The sequence below is a fragment of the Vibrio sp. FF266 genome (genome assembly GCF_041439695.1).
GTDB classification, from domain to species: Bacteria; Pseudomonadota; Gammaproteobacteria; order Enterobacterales; family Vibrionaceae; genus Vibrio; species Vibrio tasmaniensis_A.
Genome location: NZ_JBGOOO010000021.1, coordinates 35215 through 55854 on the forward strand (window position 1 = coordinate 35215; position 20640 = coordinate 55854).

A 20640-nucleotide genomic window follows, 5' to 3' on the forward strand; every position below is an offset into this window, starting at 1 on the left:
CTTTCTACATAGTCCTTTTCTGGACATTCCGATTAGGAAACACTGTTAATGACGAACAACTAGTTTGATTGACTACGACACTGTTGCTTAGCCGAGCTGAACAATATCGTCGAGTTCGACGCATAACTCGATGAATTTTCCGGCTATTGCCATTAAATTTCGGCATTAAGAAACAATAAATCAATAATTGACTAGATTCGCTGAGAAATTGGATTAGAATCACACTGTTTTTGACAACACTTAATTGAATTTAATGCAGTTCGACCTTAAAGACTCAGTAAAAATTTCCATAAACACATTGGTTGTGGGAATGTTTGTTACATCAATTCAGAAAAGTGAGCGTGTTTATTTATCTAACGCTGGACGCGTGTCTTCAAAAAAAGGAATTGATACATTAGTTAATAAAGGCATTCAATATGTCTGGGTTGACAAGAAACTCTCTGCCAAAGGTTGCGAGTTTCATCCCGTGCCTGAGGATGAAACGGCAGATAGGCCACAACAGAGTAATAAAACGTCTCCAAGTAAATTAGCGTCTCGAGAAATAAGGCAAAAAAATGCAGAGCGAATCATCCAAGAAGCGCGTGGTCTTGCTCAGAAAATTATTACGGCAACATTTGATTCGCATACGTTTGTTGCGGATGAACTGGATGGTTGGGCGAATGAGCTGATTGAATCAGCACTGATCAATTCAGATGCCTTGCAATGTGTTTCTGCATTACGTAAGAAAGATGCCTATTTGCTTGAACATTCCGTTAATGTCGCCACACTTTTGGTCACTTTTGGCAAGCATTTGGGTTTTGGCAAAGACCGATTAAAGCCATTGGCTATTGGTGGGATTATTCATGATGTCGGTAAAGTGCATATCGATGATAACGTTTTGCATAAGCCTTCTCGTTTAACCGAGGAGGAATTCGCTCACATCAAGCAACACCAAGTATTTGCTAAACCTATCATTAAAAAAATAGAAGGCTTAAGTCAAATTAGCCGTGATGTATGTTTAATGCACCATGAAAAGTTAGATGGTACAGGTTACCCGAATGGACTGAGTGGCGAGCAAATCCCGCAGCACGGCCGAATGGCTTGTATCGTCGATATCTATGACGCATTAACGGCTGACCGTTGCTACAAACGTGGAATGAGCCCAGCGGAAGCGTTTAAAATCATGTTAGGTATGACACCTAATCACTTAGACCGGCAATTGGTGTACAAATTTATTAATTGCATTGGTATTTTCCCTATTGGGGCCATCGTTGAGCTGAGCAATGGCCATCTTGGAATTGTATGGTCATCGAATGATGATGCTCCTGTTGAGCCTGTCGTTAAGTGCTTCTATTCACGAAAGAATAAACGTTTCATTGACGTCAAGTATGTGGATTTAAAACACAGCTGGCATACGATTGTAAAAGCAATTTCTCCTACGAAGGCTGAAATTGATGTCACCCCTTTCTTTTAATAGAGCCTGCTATTCGAGGGGGATGAGGTCAGCACTTTCCATGTATGGCCTGATTAGATAAAACGGACAAGTCTAGAAAGCCACTGATTTCAGTGGCTTTTATGTTTTCAGAAGTTCTTTCATAAACCCTTTACTAGCCCATATCCATATCCAATTTTAATCAATAACCAAACACTCATTTCACCTCCAATTTACTCGCTGTTAGGTATATCTATAGATAAATATCTTAGAGTAAGACAGCATGAACACACACCGCCCCCTATCCGCGTTATTACTACTGGGTAGTCTGACCTATCTCACGGGTTGCGCTTCTCTATCACCAACGCCGCAAGCCAGTTTGAACAATACAATCCAGATTCCCGAGCAATGGGAAAGCTCTCAACGATACGTAAACACTACGATGTCAACACAATTGCTCTCGCTGTTCAACAATCAAGCTCTCGCCGATCTGGTTCAAGAAGCCCTCACCAATAACCACGACCTACATAAAACTGCACTTCGCTTGAAGCAAGCTGAACTATTAGCGGCTCAAAGTGATCAATACCTTCAACCTTCTTTAAATACAGACTTTCAAGCCTCTAGACAAAAAACAAGTCAGATTCAGAACAGTCACAAACTGTCTTTGAATTTAAGTTGGGAGTTTGATGTTTGGGGACGCTTAGCTGACACAGCAAGCGCAGCTAACGCGAAACAACAGGCAACACAACTTGATTATGTTTACGCACAAAACTCTCTCGCGGCTCGCGTAATAGAGACGTGGCTTGATGTTGCTTACAGAGCAAGAGTGATAGGGGTTGAGCAACGCTGGCTACAAAGCCTTTCAAATACTGAGAATATTGTACTAGAGCAAGTGCTCGATGGGTTTAAAGAACAAGCAGACCTCGACACCGCTCGTGCTGCAACATCCAGAGTAAGAGCGAGTTTAGCGGCTAAAGAACAAGATCAGCTTATCGCAATCAGAGGCCTTAATACCTTACGAGGTAAGAGCGACACCCAGCTTAACCGAATGATTTTCACGATCCCAGAAGTTGAAGCTCCGCCATTACGTCTTCCCGGAGAAATGATTGGATCACGTCCTGACCTCCTTGCCGCTTATCAGCAAGTGCTCGCCGCCGACAAAAGCGCGGCAGTTGCTTACAAAGATCTACTGCCTAAATTCACGCTGTCTGCCTCTGTTTATCGTAGCGGTTCAACACCAAACCAGCTTATCGACAATCCTTCCCTGTGGAATCTCGTTGGGGGGATCAGCGCACCTCTTCTTGACCAATCATCACTACAAACCCAAGCAAAAATAGCTCAGCTTCAAGCAGAAGAGAGCTTTGTTGATTACCAAAAGAAACTATTGGTTGCCATCAATGAGGTAGGAAATGCACTAGACAAAGAGTTCTACCTCAAACAACAAGAACAGCATTATCGAGATGCTTTTACATTCTCCAAGGCTAGTATGAAAAACTATCAAAACCTTTATCAGGAAGGAGCCAGTGACGTTTTGGCACTGCTTATCGCCCAACAATCTATTTACCAATCTAAAATCCAGTTGCTTAATACTCAGCGTACTCGGCTCTCAAACAGAATTACCTTAGGGTTAGCATTAGGAATGGGGGTTTAAAATGAAACAGATACTTGTTACGGCTTTGGGCTTGCTCAGTATCATTGCCACCGCGATGTACATCATGAAGTCAATCCCCGAAGAAACAACGTTAGCGCTGGAAGCTCAGTCTCGACAATATATCAAAGTCACCACAGTCGACATTGCTGCCGGGCAACACCGCTCTACCATTGAAGGTTACGGGCAGGTAATTCCAGAAGAAACTTTAACGCTCACGAGCCAGGTTTCAGGAGTGATTCTTTCAAAAGCAAAAAAATTTCAACTAGGTGAACAAATCTCTAAAGGTGATCTGCTATTTCACATTGACGATTCCAGTTACCAAGTACTGCTGGCTAACGCAGAAAAGGAGCTAGCTAACGCACAACTTTCGTTTTTCCAAGAACAACGCAAACATCAACGTGCTCAAAAAGAGTGGAAAACTTCAGGTATAGAAGAGGCGCCGAGTCCCCTCGCTTTGCGAGAACCTCAGTTTAAAGCAGCAAAGGCACGATTAAACGCCGCACAACAAGCAGTTGAAGATGCTAAGCAACAACTAAGCAACACGAATATCCATGCTCCTTTTGATGCCATTGTCAGCCAAAGCAATGTCAGCACAAGCAGTGTTGTTGCATCCGGAACCTCGTTGGGACAGATCAAATCCATAGAAACTGCTGAAGTACATCTTCAGCTCACAGAACGCGACTGGCAACAGATCCCCTCCGATTTGAGTGCACTGTCGGTGACAATTCAGTCAGCATCTGATTTAGATTCAGGGCAACAATGGGCAGCACGGGCGAGTCACCTTTCACTGCTCGTGGAACAATCAACACGTATGCGTAACCTCATATTAAAAATAGACTCCCCTCTTCAACAGCCAGAGCCTTTACTGATCGGGAGCTTTGTTAAAGTTGTCATTCAAGGTAAGAGCTACTCAGATAGTTTTGTAGTTTCATCCTCTTCCATTACTGCAGACGGCAATATTTGGTACGTCAAAGAAGGTCAACTTCATCGTCACAAGACTCAATCACTGTTTCAAGATATCGATGCGATTGGTTTTGAACAGGGCAACCTAAATCAACACATCACTTTGGTTGTAAAGCCGTTGTCCAGCTACGTGGAGGGAATGCAAGTACTCTCGGATAGCCCTCAGACAGACGACACGGACAAACTCGCATTAAATCGGATCCTCCCGACTCCTGCCTCTGGGGACAAATCACTTAAAGAGGTGAATGATGGACAATAACCTAAAAACTCATGGCGTTATCGCATGGTTTGTTCACAATCCTGTTGCTGCAAATCTTTTAATGGTTTTGATCATAGTCGCGGGTGGTTTTTCGGTTATCCAATCACGGGTAGAAAGCTTCCCCTCACTCCCCCCAACCAATATTACGGTAAGTGTCGAATATCAAAGTGGCTCAGCCCGCTCGGCTGAAGAAAGCATTGCGATAAAAATAGAAGATTCATTGTTAGGTGTAGAAGGCATCAAACAGATACACAGCAGTTCAAATAGTGACGGTGCTACGGTAACCATCACTAAGTCGAGTGGCTATTCACTCGACAAACTGCAACAAGATGTAAAAAGTGCGGTTGATGCTATTGGCGATTTACCTAGTGAAGCAAAAAAACCAGTGATCACGCGTCAAGCCGACCTTGAAGAGGTAGTTTCAATTAACCTGTTTGGTGACGTGCCTATCGGTGCATTACAGCGTTATTTAGACGAGTTACGACACAAGCTCCTAAACTCTCCTTTGATACAAAAGGTTGATTACATTGGCCGAAAATCTCAGCAGGTCTCGATTGAAATTGACGAGGCCAAATTGCAAGCTTTCAGTCTTACGATGGAGCAAATTGTCAGCCAAATTAGAGCAGAATCATTAACCCAAACGGCCGGCCAGCTCAAAGGTTCTCAAGGGACGTTAGTTCTTAAAGCGGACCAGCAACACCGCAGCGCGAAAGAGTTCGCTTCGCTGCCAATTAAACGCACAGCAACAGGGCAAACCATACTCTTGTCCGACGTGGCACATATTGAATTAGAATTTGACGACGACGGCATCATTACTCGTTATAACGGCCATCCATCAGTAGGATTAAAGGTGAAAATGTATGGTCAATCAAACATCAACCAGCTAGCCCAAGAGACCAAATCCATCGTTGATGCTTACCAATTGACTCTGCCGAACGGTATCCACCTGACCCAATGGAATGATCAAAGTGAGCCGATTAAAAACCGTTTATCTTTGCTACTTAAGAACAGTGCTCAAGGTATCGCTCTCGTTGTTATTTTACTGGCTCTGCTCTTAAACATACGTGTGGCTTTCTGGGTTGCCGTTGGCCTACCTGTTACGTTTGCCGGTGCAATGGTCCTTATGGGAGATTCTTTCTTTGGACTCACCCTTAATGAATTAACCACCTTTGGCTTCATCATGGCCCTCGGAATTGTCGTTGATGATGCAGTCGTCATTGGTGAAAGTATTTACGAACAAAGAGAGAAACACGGAGCTTCCGTTGAGTCGACCATCGCTGGCGCGCAAAAAGTGGCAACACCAACCACATTTGGTGTGTTGACGACCATCGTCGCTTTTATGTCTCTCAGCTTAATCGAAGGGGAACTCGGTAAGATCTTTGCGCAATTTGCCATGGCTGCAACTTTCTGTCTGATTTTCTCACTCATTGAGTCCAAATTAATTCTCCCAGCTCACCTTGCCCGAGTCAAAATGGAACCGACTTCAGCATGGGGTATTCCTGCCGTATGGCACTATATTCAACAGCGTGTTCTACGTGGTTTCAAATACATCACTTGGCATCTCTACAAACCCTGTTTACAACTGGCTATACGCTACCGTTATGCTGTAATTTGTGGCTTTTTTTCCCTGTGTATTCTAGTTGGCGGCTCGCTAATAACCGGCAAACTTAAGTCGGTATTTTTCCCAGAGATTTCTACTAACTTCATCACGATCGAGCTCGCATTCGAAGATGATACTGGCTACGGATTAGTACAACGTGAAACACTTAAAGTTGAACAAATGGCGGCATCATTGAATGATTCGTTGGTGAAGCAATATGCGCTGTCTGTACCACCAATCCAAAGTGTATTGGTAGAAACCACCAATAACAGTTCGCAAATCATTGTTGGCCTTTCGAGCAACACTCAACGCCCAATCAGCGCGGGTGCTATCGCTAAAGAATGGCAATCTATGGTCCCAACACTTGAAGGCATAGACAGCGCCAATTTCTTAGCCGATATGATCAGCGATAAAGCCATAAGCATAGAATTAAGAAGTCAAAATAAAGCAACGATCAGCAACGCAACTCGTGAATTGACTGATCATCTCAATAATGTACAAGGTGTGCATGGAATAAAAAGTAGCCTCGCGAATACACAAGCCCAAATTGATATTAAAGTTAACGAAATGGGGTTAACTATGGGGCTTACTACATCGAATCTCTTACAACAACTCAACATGGCCTATCAAGGTTATGAAGTGCAGCAATTTCAAGAAGGTTCGCATGAAATAAAGGTCAAAATTCAGTATCCACGGGCAAAAAGACAAACACTGGATAACCTCAAATACGCACAAATTCGCTTGAGCAATGGTAAGTTAGTACCACTCAATGCGGTAGCCAATATATCGACTCGATATGTGTCCAAAAATATTGAACGAATGAATCGTAACAGAGTCAACGTGATAACAGCTGATGTTGATAAAACGATCGCTTCTCCAGAAGAGATCATTGATAAGCTAGATAGCGACCTGTTTAAAAGATTACAGAATAAGTATCGTGACCTAAACATTGTCCTTTCTGGACAGCAACAAGAGCAGGAACAAATATCAAATTCACTGTATAGCGTGTTTGCTATCGCTCTTATCGGCATCTACGCATTGCTTGCAATACCACTCAATTCATATTTCCAGCCACTGCTGATCATGTGCACAATTCCATTTGGTATTGTGGGCGCCTTGATGGGACACTTAATCCAAGGGATACCCATCAGTATACTTTCTCTGTTTGGAATGCTTGCATTAACCGGGGTCGTCGTGAATGATAGCCTCTTACTGATCTCACGCTTTAATACCAAGATAATGAGCGGTGATACCGTATACGAGGCGTTAATTGAATCAGGAACAGGACGCTTAAGGGCTATTGTGCTGACTTCTGCAACCACGTATTTTGGCTTAGTGCCCTTACTGTCAGAAACCTCTCCTCAAGCTCAGTTTTTAATACCAGCAGCTACGTCAATGGGGTATGGAATCTTATTCGCAACGGTAATAACACTTCTTTTGGTACCCGTATTGCTAATGGTTCAACAAGATATCAAGCGGCTGTATCACAACATAATTACCCAAAGATCCGCTTCTTTAACTGGGGTTAAGAAAAATGAAATCTAACTTATCTATCAACGTGTTATTAGTTGAAGATGACAAGGAGCTCGCCGCTTCTGTTGCAGAGTTTCTCGAATTTGAAAACATCAAATGCGATCATGCTTACAACGGGTTAAGCGGTTTTACACTCGCAAAACAAAACTACTATGACGTTATTCTTCTTGACCTAATGTTACCTAAAATAGATGGTTTTACTGTCTGTGAAAGACTTCGAGACGACAGTGACGATACGCCTATTTTGATGCTGACAGCAAAAGATACGCTGCAAGACAAAGAAGCTGGCTTCAATGCTGGCACTGATGACTACTTAATCAAGCCATTTGCAATGAAAGAGCTCGCCTTACGTATCAAGGCGCTCTCTAAGCGAAGAAGTAGCCAACAAAAAAGGTTAGTACAAGGTGACTTAGTCTATGACCTAGAAAGCCAGCAAGTATCAAGATCAGGACAAGTCTTGGACTTAAATCGACTCAATCTAATGCTTTTAGAACTCCTCATGCGCCGAACTCCACAAGTCGTTACTCGTAGAGAAATAGAGGAGTGTTTGTGGCCAAATGACGCACCAGAAAGTAACAACATAAAAGTACAGGTTTATCAACTGAGACAAAAAATCGATAAGCCTTTTGAATCTAAGTTGATTGAAACCGTCGTTGGCCAAGGTCTGAGGATAAAAGAGTAACCATGAGCATGAAAAAGAGCTTCCCAATACGGGGTCACCTTACTACCTTTTTCTTGGGCTTGTCACTTCTGACAGCCTTACTATTCGGAGAACTTTTAATCCGTCACTTTGAATATGGAATAGAAGATTCAGTAAAAATGCGACTCGCCAGTGAATGGTTGAGCTTTAACGAAGTACGCCTTATAAATCCAGAAGCCAAACTACCTAAATCTTACGTAGTGTCATTTTATTATGACCAATTGCCTAACATAAAGGTCGATGGTAAAGACGTACTTCGGGATGTGACATTTGTTAATGATGAGTTCACTGTCGTCTTCGTTGATGAAACGGTTACCAACGACATCAAGAAAGAGGCTGTCTTTGGTGTCTACCGTTTTGCTCTCGAAGACGGACGATTGGTATTCGGAGTCGCTCGGTACGACTACCGCCTAATTGGCGACACAATAGATGTGTGGTTCGATCATCGCTTCAACCTTATTATCTATATTGCTCTTGGCTATATATTTTTTATTGTATTAGCGCTTTGGCTCTACAGTTACCGAGTAGGAAAAAAAACCGAACAACTCGTCGAATGGTCAGAAAGCGCGTCCAACGACCTATTGGCGAACCCCGCTCCCAACTTTAAATTCAGTGAATACAATCGAGTTGCGCTTTATCTAGAAAAGGCACTCAGTAAGAATGCGCATTTGGTAGAAAGAGAACAACGTTTTCTATCTCATGCTAGTCACGAATTGAGAACGCCTATTGCAATCATACGAGCAAATATGGAGATCTTAGAGCGCATCTCCCTGCCCTCAGATTTACAGCGCCCGATCAATCGTATCGACCGCGCGAGCAGCAACATGCAGCAAATTACCGAAACCATGCTCTGGCTAGTCCGAAAGAGTGAAACGCCACCGAATCAGAGCTTAGTTTCGGTAGTCGCTTTATTAGATAATTTGATAGAAGAGTTGGAGTATTTAATTCAAGGTGAAGAGATCGACATCATCCGCAATTACCTTCATGCCCCAACAGTGGAACTTCCAGAGACTCCAATCAAAATTGTCGTTGGTAACCTCATTCGTAACGCTTTCCAATACACGCACAGCGGTACGATCCATATCTATTTCGAAAAAAACAGCATAGTGATCAAGAACATCAATACACAGGAACTTGATCTGCCATTTCAAGATAGCTTTGGCCTTGGGCAGGATTTAACCGAGAAAATATGTAAGAAGCTAGGATGGCACCTTGAAGCAGAGGAAATAGAGGGAGGCTTGTTGGCTCGGCTTCATTTGCCGGGCGAAGAAAAATCAAATACCAATGCTTAACTTCGTTTAAGTCGAATGACCAAGCCTCGGGGCAATCCGACCGGGTGTTTTGGTCGCCATTGACTGAATTTAAGCTTCATCACTCATATTCAGTCGCAGCCTCTAGCCGAAAAAGTAAACAATAAAAAGGGCTAACAAATATGCTAGCCCCAACTCATCGTGATTAAGTAGTCAATTACTTAAAAGTGATAGCTAACACCAACACTCATCAAATATCCGCTGGTATCGTAGAATGCGATATTGGAATTGTTACTAGAATAACCCGCTAATGCGTTGAATCCCCAGTCTTCCCAACCCATAACGTCCATATATTCATAGCCAAGCGTTGCGCTATATCCATTGTCTTCACGTGTTTTCTTGAATACTGGATTGGATGCATCATATGAGCGGTGACTGTAATCTGCATTGACCGAGAATGCATGATCATCCACCATCATTATGTAGGTCAACGAGCCAGAGTAATCAGAGAAAGAAACTGCTTTACCGTCTGCAAGATGTTTTTGATAAGACAACGATGGTTCGATAAAAGAGCTCTCACTAACAGGCATCTCCATAGATAGGCTTGCATAATAGCCTTTAGCGTCACGTTGGAGTACACCTGTTGGCACTCCTAGATGAACGCCCGATTTGTCATTTTTAATGTCTTGCTTGTAGACAGCGAAATCACCCGATAAACCAATATCTAATAAGTTGTCGAGTTGTACGCGAAAGGTATCACCAGAGATGTCGGTTTTAGTCCTCGCAGTATTGGCTATAAACGGGTCTTCCCATACTTCACCATTTGCGATTGTTGGGAGGTAAGAGAACGATACAACCGATTCGTTGCCATATTCCAGTGCGTAGCCAAATTCAAAAGCAAAAACACCTTCAATGATATCGCCACGTGAGGTCCCCATAAAGACCTGCTGGTCGCTATCTGAACCAAACGTGTAGCGCAACTGTCCCAGTGGTACAACAAGCGCACTCGAATCCGATTCTCCCTTGCTGTTCAAGCTGCCTTTTTTTACAGCCTCTGAGTCATCGGTTTCACTACCAAAGCCGACCAATACTCCAACTTCGCCTCCCCAGCCTGGTTCATCAAGTTCAGCCAATACATTTGCACTAAACAAAACCCCTAGAGTCATTAACATGCGGTAATTCATCGCTACTTCTCCTTATGAAAGTAGCGAATAGTTTGCCAACTCGAAGGTAAATTTGGGGTGAATAGAGATACTTCATTATGGGAATATACTGACGGCATATGCAACAACTCGATACAGCCGTTTTTTACGACAATTTGTATTGTTACACCTCAAGTGGTATTGGGCGTTTGGGTATTGAGGCGCTTGATAAGTGCACCTCTGATATAAGTGGCTAATACCCTAGTAGAAATAGGTATCAACCACTCACGTTAAACAAGCTAAGCGTCGCTTTTCGGAGCCTCTACATCGACGACTTCTTTATCGACGATAGGAAGTACCTGTTTTACATAGTTACCCGGTGCCTTGCCAATCACAGGGTGAAGCTCGGAACCTTGATTGAAAGGTTCGATTTTCTCGTCAGCTTCAAAGCCTTGTAACCATTGATCCCAATGTGTCCACCATGAGCCTTCGTTGTGACTTGCGTTGTTTAGCCATTCGTCAGCAGAGTCGTCTAGGTTGTCGTTCAACCAGTAGCCGTATTTCTTTTTCTCTGGATGGTTAACAATGCCTGCGATATGACCAGACTCGCCCAGAACAAACGTCTTGTTGCCACCAGTGTTCAATGCACCACGGTAAGTCCCCTGCCACAACGCGATATGGTCTTCTTTGGTCGAGATGAAGTAGCTTGGTATCTTAATTTTATTCAAATCAATCCATACGCCGCCCACTTTCACGCCTTTGTCTTGAACCAGTTTGTTTTCAAGATAAAGCTCTCGCAGCAAGAAGTTATGGCATTTAGCCGCCACGTTAGTGCTATCACTGTTCCAGTACAGAAGATCAAACTCCATCGGGCTACTGCCTTTGAGGTAGTTATCAATATAGTAGTTCCAGTATAAGCTGTTCTCTCGAAGCAAACTGAACGTCACGCTCAACGAACGACCATCCATATAGCCCTTGCCATCGTTCTGCTTCTCAATAGCATTGATGATTGTCTCATTGATATACGCGCCCACCTCACCCGGCTGCGAGAAATCCAACAAGGTGGTAAAAAAGGTCGCTGTTTTGATGCGCTTTTTCATGCGCTTCGCAGCGTAGTAAGCCACCGTAGACGCGAGTACCGTGCCGCCAATACAATAACCTGCCGCATTGATTTGTTCTTTGCCTGTGATGTTTTCAATCGCAGCAACGGCTTTAACCACGCCTTCCGTGACATAGTCACCAAACTCAGTGTCCCTCTGCGCTTCACCTGGGTTGCGCCAAGACATCATGAATACACTATGTCCTTGCTCAAGTAACCAGCGTACCATCGAGTTCTTCTCACGAAGGTCAAGAATGTAGTACTTGTTGATGAATGGCGGGACGACCAGCAAAGGCGTCGCATTGACCTGCGGTGTCTTTGGTTGGTACTGAATCAGTTCAAACAACTCGTTTTGAAAGACAACATCACCTTCGGTGTTCGCAACATCCACACCTAATCGAAAAGCGTTGTTGTTGGTCATGCGGATCTTGAGTATATCGGCGCTTGCTTCAACGTCTGCTTGTAACTGCTCTAACCCATCGAGAAGGTTTTCACCATTTCGCTCAAGCGTCAGTTTCATCAACTCTGGATTCGTTGCAATAAAGTTGCTTGGAGAGAGAGCATTGATTGCCTGACGAGAAAAGAACGCCACACGCTCTTTGGTTTTCTCGTCGATGCCTTCGATAGAATTGATGGTGTCGATGTAGCTTTTACTGAATAACAAATAGGATTGCTTGATGAAGCTATAGAAAGGGTCGTTCTTCCATGCATCATCGATAAAGCGCTTATCACTGCGCTCTTCTGAGATGATACTTTCAGTGTTGCCCATCAGTGCTGCGTTTTGCCAGATTTGCAGTTGCTGTTCCCACCATTGAGATTGCAGCTGAAGCAGGACGGCGGGTTGGTTGGCGGCTTGCTCGAAGATTTTTGATGCATCATCAAAATTCAATTCTTGCATCGCTTGATTTAGGGGAGATTGCGCGGCTTCCTTGTTTTGTTCAAAATTATCCCACCATTGCTGGTTTGTTTGTTGAAGTTTAACAAGGTAGTCCGAAAAGAAGTGTTGAAACATAACATGACTCCAATAATCGGAAAATCGCCACCGAATGTCACAGTAAAACTGCCTCATTCGATGGCGATTAAATTTATGCAGGTGTGACTGTTTTCAAGTTTTCAGTTGTTAGTGTTTCAACATCGTCTTTGAACTCTTTGGCAGCCGCTTGCAATTTTGTACTGTCACTCATCATTTGCTGAGACAGTTGAGTTAATGCCGTGAGTTGTTGACTATTGAAAGCGGTCAGGCTGTTTACGTCTTTGATTTCGCTTACTGCCTTCATTTGAGAAAGACCCATATCCGTATAAGTCTGCATCGCATTCATTTGCAGTTCTGTCATCGTTTGAATGTTCTTAGCAACCAACTTGTTGAACTTTAAGTACGGTTCAAATTGCTTTTCTGTTTGGTCGGTAATTGTTTTGAAAATATCCGTGTACATAAGTAACTCCTGATGAATACATAGTTTAAGAAGTTTGTATAATCATCGTTTCAGCCAACATTCATCTATGAGCTAGCGATGCTTTGAAAAGCTGATCCGATGTTTTAAGCTTGCTACCGATACCTTAGGCTCTAACCTTCAATACCTTTTAGCAAAACAGCGGTTCCCATTCCTCCACCCACGCAGAGTGAAGCAACGCCATAAGTCGTTTTCTGTTCAAGCATTTCATGGATGAGTGAAACAATAATTCGATTGCCAGACGCACCTAGAGGGTGACCAAGCGCGATTGCACCACCATTCACATTGACCTTTGGCTTGAACGCATCAAGCGGTAAATCATGCTGCTCTGACAATTGGTACATTACGCCAAGAGCTTGTGCTGCAAACGCTTCATTCAATTCAAACAAATCTATTTCTTCGAGGGTGAGATTCGCTTTATCAAGCGCTTTAGATACCGCTTCTACTGGGCCTAACCCCATGATTTTGGGATCTAAACCAGATTGCGCGTAGCTGCTCAGCTCTACCAGTGGTGTCAGGCCATATTTCACGACCGCCGATTCAGACGCTAAGATAATGGCACTTGCGCCATCATTGATGCCCGAAGCGTTACCTGCCGTAACCGAACCTTCACGGTCAAAGGCTGGGCGAAGCTTTTGCAAAGCTTCGAATGTCGCGTCTGACTTCGGATACTCATCGGTATCAAAAATGACGGTTTGTCTGCGCTGCTTAACTTCTACAGGCACGATTTGCTCGTTAAACTTACCCGCTTCAATCGCTGCGACGGCTTTCTGTTGGCTTTCTAGGGCATAGTTATCTTGAGCTAGGCGCGAAACATTTAACGTGTTGGCGATATTTTCAGCCGTCATGCCCATGTGGTAGTGATTAAACGCATCGGTTAAGCCATCACCAACCAATAAGTCTTTCATTGAGATATCACCCATTTTGTGACCATTACGAACACTCGCGGGCACCACAAACGGAATTTGGGACATCACTTCAACGCCAGCAGCAATAACCACTTCAGCATCTTGTGCTTTGATGTGCGCCGCTGCGTCCATCACTGATTTCATACCGCTGCCGCAAATCATGTTCACGCCGTATGCTGGCGTTTCCTCAGGAAGCCCCGCATAAATGGAAGCCTGACGAGCAACCCCCATGCCTTGACCTGCCGAAATCACATTGCCGACGATCACTTCATCAATCGCATCTAACGAAAGATCGACAGACTCAAGTGCGCCTTTGATCGCAACGCCAGCTAACTCACCCGCAGATACGTTTTTTAGCGACCCAGTAAATGCACCAATAGGAGTGCGCTTGGCCGCAACCATAAATACTTTTTCCATCATTCCAATCCCTTCAGTTTCGCCAATTAGTGCATGTACAAGCCGCCATTCACAGACAATGTTTCACCTGTAATGTACGCCCCAGACTCACTCGCTAAAAAGCCCACTGCGTCTGCAATTTCTACAGGCGTCGCTAGACGTTTCATTGGGATTTGGTTTTTAATCGAATCAAGGACTTCAGGCTTCATTTGCTCAACCATAGGTGTGCCTGTGTAGCCAGGGGCAACCACGTTTACCGTCACTCCGCTTCTAGCCCCCTCTGCTGCCAAGGCTTTTGAAAAACCAATCATTCCAGCCTTTGCTGCGGAATAATTGGTCTGTCCAAACTGACCTTTAAGACCGTTCACTGAAGAAATGTTGATGACTCGGCAGTTACCCTTTTCACACATAGGAGCGAACAGAGGTTGAGTCACGTTGAAAAGGCTGTTTAAGTTTGTTTCAATCACGTCTTTCCACGCTTCGGCATCCATCTTTTTAAAGACGCTATCACGTGTAATACCTGCGTTATTGACTAACACATCCACCGTGCCTTCTTCTTCTAACAACTTGCTTAAGCTCAGCGCACATTCCGCAGTATTGGTAACATCTAATTCAAACAATCTCACTTGATCTTCGGTGAATTGTTTTTCGTTAAACCATTCCAATGCGCATTGGTAATTCCCAGTAAAATAAGTCGCGATAACACGATAGCCATCTGCAACTAACTTAGAGGAAATTGCTGAGCCGATACCGCCTTTTGACCCTGTAATTAAAGCAAGCTTTTTCATTAATGATTCCATCCCTTACAAGAAATTAAATAACAATGATGTTAATAAAATAATGTCTTAGTTGATAATTAAACTTTACGTTTTGCTTTAATTAAACCCTACAACTCAAAATCAAAAAGTATTATTACAAATCGAAAATAATTTGGGAGTATGATTAAAAACGTGACTTGCCTTACAGTTCTAGTGAAATGTTACACACGTGTAAATTATCGTAAGGCGCTGAAATAAATAAGCTTTACTTAATTTCAACTTTATCAACAAGCAGGTAAGCCTTTGTTAATTAGAGATAAACCAACACTTCCTAGCTTGTTTCAAGAAGAATGCAATGTGGGAATTTGAAATGATTGATCATGAGAATAATAGGAAAGACCTTATTACTCATTAATAAATATTTAATGATGGTTATATATAAGATTCAATATGAATTATAGGGTAAATAGAAAAAGCCAGCATTATAGGTAGCATAAAAAAGCCTACTCAATCTATGAGTAGGCTTTAGTTATTCTCTTGGAAAAATAGAGTAATTAAAATTAAGTGACGAATAGCCATATTAAATAGGAATCGGCTCCTACTTCGTGAATGTTTCATTAGTATTTACATCTAGATAAATTTTGTTTTCAAGAGACAACCCACCACAATAAATAAAATAAACGTCTCGGTTGCTGTATTTAACTGATTTAACCCAACCGCCTAACTCTTCAAAATCACTTGGGTCGCACTCCCCTTCAGAGATAAGTTTAGCTACCGTGTTGCGGAACTTATCTTGATGGAGCTTCAGATCATCGGATTTAGATAAGTATGAATCTAGTATCTCTCTGTTTTCTTGCTCAGAGATAATCACTTCATCACTAGATAGCCCAGACATTGAAATCCATTCCGCCGTCTGTGGTCCGCCTTCCTTTAAAACAATATAGTCAGAGATACGAGCCCATTCGCCTTGCTTCTCTAGTAGTTCGACCTTTTCACCCTTATAAAGATAGTCGGTTATCAAACCATCAATTTCGGGCCGCTCGACTACTTTTAGTTTTCCATCTAAAACGTAGAACTCAGTCTGTTCTGGCTCAGGCTGAGTAGTAGTGAGGGATGCAAAGTCAGATTCAGATTGCGCCGCGACTTCAACAGCCGGCGCTTCCTCTTTCTCTGGCGGAGTGGGGTCTTTTTTCATGACGAAGAAATAGTATGCAGCCCCTCCTCCGCCTAATATTAATAACACAAGTAAAGCGATCAGCGCTTTTTTCATCAAATCCACCAGCTCTTCCGTTTTAGGTATGTTTCAAGTGTACATCAACTCATGTTGCTGCTCATCTATACTCTTAATAGAGAGCGAGTTAAGTAGAGGTAAATCATGAATTTTTTGGTGAAGGTTGTCATTATAAGTGTACCTCTGAGTGCCGATATCGCGTTAGCAGACCATTGTGACCGTGAAAACTGGCAAACACTGTTAGATCGCCAGTTATCATTTGAAGAACGCTATAATCAATACACCAAAGAATTTAACCAAGTTCTCTCGACCTATGAATCACAAACGTTGCTATCTAAACATTTCAACGAAAAGCAGATCATTGGGCTTTGGGCAAAGTACGAACAAAGATTTAATGTGCAGCTCAATAGTCATATGCATACCGCTTATGATGTCTCTGAGGTTCTATTAAAACAAGCGTATATTGTGTCTACAGAACTAGATGGAGCGGAGTCTCTAACGCATTCGTGGCAAACCATAGCTAAACACTGCGCTAAAGCAAGACTACCGCGTCAAACAGAAAGTGCACAGGTACATGTACAAAGCTCACAATCACTCTCGCAAGATCTTCATACACTCAGTAAAAAATTTCGTCAGCTCTCTTCAAAATACCGTAAAGAAGCGACGATGATTGACGAAGCTCGCCACACAAACCAACCGATAAACGATGTACAAAACTAAAATGATTACTCACTTGCTTAACTTGATTATCCCAATAATCATAGTTCGAACAAACCAACACATTCAGAAATACAATCAATCAAAGCTTTATCAATAAGTTGTAAAACTAATGTGGTAACTATCAACAATGACGTTCAATTTCCGACCAATGCAAGCGACTATGTGAGATATTCATCACAAAATAGATTTACAAACGCCAGAAAATTGTTATCATGATTATTCATATAACTTAATAACAAGAAATATTTTGGCTAGGTAATATGCAAAAAACTATGGCTTTCAACTGCTTGAGTAACACGGAAGGGACTGCAGAGATAAGAGGTAAACTTTTATCTGTCGCTAAACACATGGAAGAGTTCGGTTCAGTAAGTGAGCTAGAGCTATGTAAGATATTTGGAGAGACGATTTGGAATGACGGTGTGGATTATCATTCACATGCTTTTTCATTCAGAATCAACGCTCAAACCGGGGATTGTTCAATCTCTAACTTTAAGTATCACTAAGTTTTGCACCTATCATATACGGAGTACCTTTCACGAGGTGCTCCGTTTTTTTATTGTTGCGTATCCGCATTCGTCAGATAGCCGTTAATAGCGACCGTACTTCCTATTCGTCATAAAATCATTTCTTTTTCAGCTCATGTCATCGGGCAGCGTGTCACCTACCTACGGCTTAGTCGGTATAAACAGTTAGTTCGTATAGCCCGTTTGTTCGTATAAACCGTTAGCTCGCATAAACAGTCAGTCCGTATAAACCGGAAGTGGCGCATTGCCTTTCACTTGCCTAATCGCAAGATGGGTATGTATGTCTTTTACGTTGGAGAGTCGCTGTAGCTTTCTGGTAAATGCTTCGTAAGCCATCAAGTTAGGGCTGACAACTTCTAACAAGTAATCATAAGCCCCAGATACAACGTGGCAGCTGATGACCTCTTCCATCTCGACAACCGCACTTTCAAATTTATCAATCGACACTTCTTGGTGGTTGTTCAAGCTCACCTCAACAAACACGCTCATTGCGATGCCGACCTGTTCCCGTGACAGGCTCACACGGTAACCATCAATAATCCCTTTTTCTTCCAGTCTTTTGATGCGCCTCGCGCACGGTGAAGCCGATAAGCCAACTTCATCAGCTAACTCAGCGGTGGTTAGCCTGCCGTCTTTCTGAAGCAACTCAAGAAGATGTCTATCAATCCTATCCATAGCAAATACCAATTATTGGTTAAATTCGTTAACAATTGGCAAGATATTAGCAGAAATCATCAACTACAACTCAAGTTAGAACAAAACTTGCCAACCTATGGCACACCAAGTACCCCATAATTAATCATCATTCACTTTCCTTGTTTATTATGAAGCTTGGCTATTTATCAATTACTGTCACTCTGCTCATCTGGGCGAGCTTTTTCCTTTCTCTTAAAGGCGGCGCAAATTCAGATTTAACACCTGCAGACATCGCACTGACTCGATTCCTCATGCCAGCATTGGCGTTATTACCTTTGGTGTGGAAAGCACGTAGCACGATCGCTGCTGTCCCGAATCGATACTTGGCCGGTATGTTTGTGGGGTGCGGGTTACCTTATTTACTCGTTGCAGGAACAGCCATGCAGTTCGTTCCGGTATCACACGGGAGTGCTTTAGTTCCGGGAACGCTTCCTCTATTCGTAACAGGGATCGCGGTACTCTTTTTTAAGCAGCCGCTTAGCCGACACCGTGTCGTTGGTTTAGGTCTGGTTTCGCTTGGGATATTGTTGTTTCTGGGAAGTAGCTTAAGCAGCTTCAACTTTGAATATACCAAAGGTCACGTGTTGTTTTTGTTTGGCAGTTTGATGTGGGCGACTTTTACCATCTCAGCACGTGTTGCCAACCTTAATGCGCTCGTGAGTGCAGGTTTTATCTCATTCTGTTCCACCTTGCTGTTGCTGGTCCTTATCCTTACAGGAACCCTCCCTAGCCATTTAGTGGATACACCAATTGCTCAATGGCCAGTTACAGAGCTTGCCGTGCATTCTGCGGTGCAAGGCGTAGGTGCAGGCTTAATAGCAGCATTCACTTATCTATATGCTGTTAATACACTAGGAGCAGAACGCTCAGCCGCTTTTGGTAGTGCAACACCTGCTGTTGCAACCTTGTTGGCGATCCCACTGTTCAACGAAATTCCGGATACGATGACTTGGTTAGCGCTTGGTTCGATTTGCATCGGCAGCCTGGTTGCGAGCAACATTTTCATGAGGCATGACAGGTCTATGCAGTATCAACCCCCAAGCCATAGCAAAGCCTGATACTACGTTCAAACCTGCCAGTCTAAGCCGTGATTTTAAGGCTTGTAGTACACAGATAAGTCTACAAATGTAGGCTTATCCAAAATCTACTTTTTCTAAGTCCGCTTCTCCATTAAACTGTCCGACCTTTTTGCTCATCTAAGAGAACACCATGCAACGCGATTACACTTTAACTTGCTTAAACAACATGCCTCGTGAAGAACTAGAAGAATTTAGTTTAAGAATGATTCATCGCCTTGTCCCTGAAGATGCAATGACGGAACTGTTTACGTTCGAACAGGAAGAAGTGACCAATGACGAGCGTATGCAATCAGCAAAATTTGATGCTATGTTGCGAATGACAGCAATCGCGCTAAGTGAAGTGAACCTTGCGTTTAGTGAGTCGGATAACTCACAACAAAACATCGAGCGCATGACTCGCCTATTACTTTGGCACTTCTATGCAATGTCGTTCAACCTTGAACAAGCGATCAGCCTTGAAACTCACTGTGACAAAGTCGAGAAGATTTTGTCGAAAGCACCGACAGAAGCATTTGGTTGGGTAAAAGAGCTCACAGAGTTGCTGCATTTCTATGCAAAAGTGAACGAAGAAAACGACGCTAAGTAAATAGCACTAAGTCACGGGACGAATTGAAAAAGCGCATATTTCCAATTCTGCTTCAAACACTCCAACAAGTTAGTCGCTCCCCCTTGGACAAGTCGTACAGGTTCTAAATCGAAGAAAACTACAACACCTGAAATCCGAGGTCTGGTGTTGAGCTGACCAAACGCAAAAGGCCCAATCGACATACCGACTGGGCCTTTTATCTGATGTGTCAAAGTTCTCTCACGAAAGCTCCATCGATTTCAGCTGAGCGAACAATACACCACCAATTTAGAATGCGTAGTTTGCGTCAACAAGTTCGCTTACTTCTACTTTGCTTACTTCTGCGCGAGCTTCAAGCCACTGCGCTACTTGCAGTTGTTCTGCTTCTGTTACTGAACGGTAGCGCTCAATAGAACATAAGAAACCTTCAAACAGCTCAAGGCCACCGCCACCAAAGCACAGACCGATGCTATCAATGAAATCGATGAATTCGTCAATGAACACATCGTACTGGTCAAAATCAGCAATCGAAGTCGTGCAGCTTACTTCAAAACCTAGAATAGCGAATTCACCTAGGTATAACTTCTTGCGTAGGCGGCGATTTTTGTTTTCGATTTTATCTAATTTCATAACTGTCTCTCTTTTCGTTTGATAAAGCATTTATACACAGTTCTTCGTTAATTCCCAAGAGTTTTGTATTGCAC

18 protein-coding genes are annotated in these 20640 nt (G+C 43.0%); 10 read left to right on the top strand and 8 right to left on the bottom strand.

Translation table 11 applies throughout. From position 1 onward, the window contains the following. Positions 1-253 precede the first annotated feature (253 nt). The 6 genes from ACED59_RS15710 (at position 254) to ACED59_RS15735 (ending at position 9409) form a co-directional block, all read left to right on the top strand. On the top strand, positions 254-1453 hold the full coding sequence (locus ACED59_RS15710; protein ID WP_029223878.1) for an HD-GYP domain-containing protein: 1200 nt from the start codon (positions 254-256) through the stop codon (positions 1451-1453). Between the two features lie 400 nt (positions 1454-1853). After that, a complete protein-coding gene (locus ACED59_RS15715; protein ID WP_371705050.1) occupies positions 1854-3062 on the top strand; it encodes a TolC family protein in 1209 nt (402 codons plus the stop codon). Between the two features lies 1 nt (position 3063). Further along, positions 3064-4284 carry an efflux RND transporter periplasmic adaptor subunit gene (locus ACED59_RS15720; RefSeq protein WP_017097484.1) on the top strand — a complete coding sequence of 407 codons (1221 nt, stop codon included), beginning with the start codon at positions 3064-3066 and terminating at the stop codon, positions 4282-4284. Continuing rightward, complete coding sequence (locus ACED59_RS15725) at positions 4274-7429, top strand: efflux RND transporter permease subunit (RefSeq protein WP_017097485.1); 3156 nt, start codon at positions 4274-4276, stop codon at positions 7427-7429. Before ACED59_RS15720 ends, ACED59_RS15725 begins: the two co-directional genes overlap by 11 nt. Beyond that, a complete protein-coding gene (locus ACED59_RS15730) occupies positions 7419-8099 on the top strand; it encodes a response regulator transcription factor (RefSeq protein ID WP_017097486.1) in 681 nt (226 codons plus the stop codon). Before ACED59_RS15725 ends, ACED59_RS15730 begins: the two co-directional genes overlap by 11 nt. 2 nt (positions 8100-8101) lie before the next feature. After that, positions 8102-9409, top strand: a complete 1308-nt coding sequence (locus tag ACED59_RS15735; protein ID WP_017097487.1) for a HAMP domain-containing sensor histidine kinase — start codon at positions 8102-8104, stop codon at positions 9407-9409. 179 nt (positions 9410-9588) lie between these two features. On the opposite strand, the gene ACED59_RS15740 is transcribed toward ACED59_RS15735, so the two are convergent. The 6 genes from ACED59_RS15740 to ACED59_RS15765 all read right to left on the bottom strand — a co-directional run bounded on the left by ACED59_RS15740 (position 9589) and on the right by ACED59_RS15765 (position 16400). Beyond that, positions 9589-10551: a DUF2860 domain-containing protein gene (locus ACED59_RS15740; RefSeq protein ID WP_009845464.1), complete on the bottom strand. Its 963-nt coding sequence runs from the start codon at positions 10549-10551 to the stop codon at positions 9589-9591. A gap of 257 nt (positions 10552-10808) precedes the next feature. Beyond that, entirely contained in the window at positions 10809-12620 is a 1812-nt protein-coding gene (phaC, locus tag ACED59_RS15745; protein ID WP_371705047.1) for a class I poly(R)-hydroxyalkanoic acid synthase, read from the bottom strand. A 73-nt stretch (positions 12621-12693) separates the two neighbouring features. Beyond that, on the bottom strand, positions 12694-13041 hold the full coding sequence (locus tag ACED59_RS15750) for a phasin family protein (protein WP_012600514.1): 348 nt from the start codon (positions 13039-13041) through the stop codon (positions 12694-12696). A gap of 131 nt (positions 13042-13172) precedes the next feature. Further along, a complete protein-coding gene (locus ACED59_RS15755; protein WP_017097489.1) occupies positions 13173-14384 on the bottom strand; it encodes an acetyl-CoA C-acetyltransferase in 1212 nt (403 codons plus the stop codon). 26 nt (positions 14385-14410) lie between these two features. Beyond that, on the bottom strand, positions 14411-15151 hold the full coding sequence (locus tag ACED59_RS15760) for an SDR family oxidoreductase (RefSeq protein ID WP_009845468.1): 741 nt from the start codon (positions 15149-15151) through the stop codon (positions 14411-14413). A gap of 568 nt (positions 15152-15719) precedes the next feature. Then, positions 15720-16400 carry a hypothetical protein gene (locus ACED59_RS15765; protein ID WP_017097490.1) on the bottom strand — a complete coding sequence of 227 codons (681 nt, stop codon included), beginning with the start codon at positions 16398-16400 and terminating at the stop codon, positions 15720-15722. A 96-nt stretch (positions 16401-16496) separates the two neighbouring features. Here ACED59_RS15765 and ACED59_RS15770 point away from each other — a divergent pair, with 96 nt between their 5' ends. Continuing rightward, positions 16497-17072: a hypothetical protein gene (locus ACED59_RS15770; protein ID WP_017097491.1), complete on the top strand. Its 576-nt coding sequence runs from the start codon at positions 16497-16499 to the stop codon at positions 17070-17072. Positions 17073-17332: 260 nt separating this feature from the next. Beyond that, positions 17333-17575 (top strand): hypothetical protein, encoded by a 243-nt coding sequence (locus ACED59_RS15775; RefSeq protein WP_009845471.1) that lies wholly within the window; start codon positions 17333-17335, stop codon positions 17573-17575. A gap of 237 nt (positions 17576-17812) precedes the next feature. Here the strand turns inward: ACED59_RS15775 and ACED59_RS15780 are convergent, their stop codons facing one another. Next, positions 17813-18271 carry an Lrp/AsnC family transcriptional regulator gene (locus tag ACED59_RS15780; protein WP_009845472.1) on the bottom strand — a complete coding sequence of 153 codons (459 nt, stop codon included), beginning with the start codon at positions 18269-18271 and terminating at the stop codon, positions 17813-17815. Between the two features lie 149 nt (positions 18272-18420). Here ACED59_RS15780 and ACED59_RS15785 point away from each other — a divergent pair, with 149 nt between their 5' ends. Both ACED59_RS15785 and ACED59_RS15790 read left to right on the top strand, forming a co-directional pair. Continuing rightward, positions 18421-19350 (top strand): DMT family transporter, encoded by a 930-nt coding sequence (locus tag ACED59_RS15785; protein WP_029223879.1) that lies wholly within the window; start codon positions 18421-18423, stop codon positions 19348-19350. 151 nt (positions 19351-19501) lie between these two features. Then, positions 19502-19957, top strand: a complete 456-nt coding sequence (locus ACED59_RS15790) for a hypothetical protein (RefSeq protein WP_017097493.1) — start codon at positions 19502-19504, stop codon at positions 19955-19957. A gap of 267 nt (positions 19958-20224) precedes the next feature. On the opposite strand, the gene ACED59_RS15795 is transcribed toward ACED59_RS15790, so the two are convergent. After that, a complete protein-coding gene (locus ACED59_RS15795; protein ID WP_004731398.1) occupies positions 20225-20566 on the bottom strand; it encodes a YggL family protein in 342 nt (113 codons plus the stop codon). Between the last annotated feature and the right edge of the window lie 74 nt (positions 20567-20640).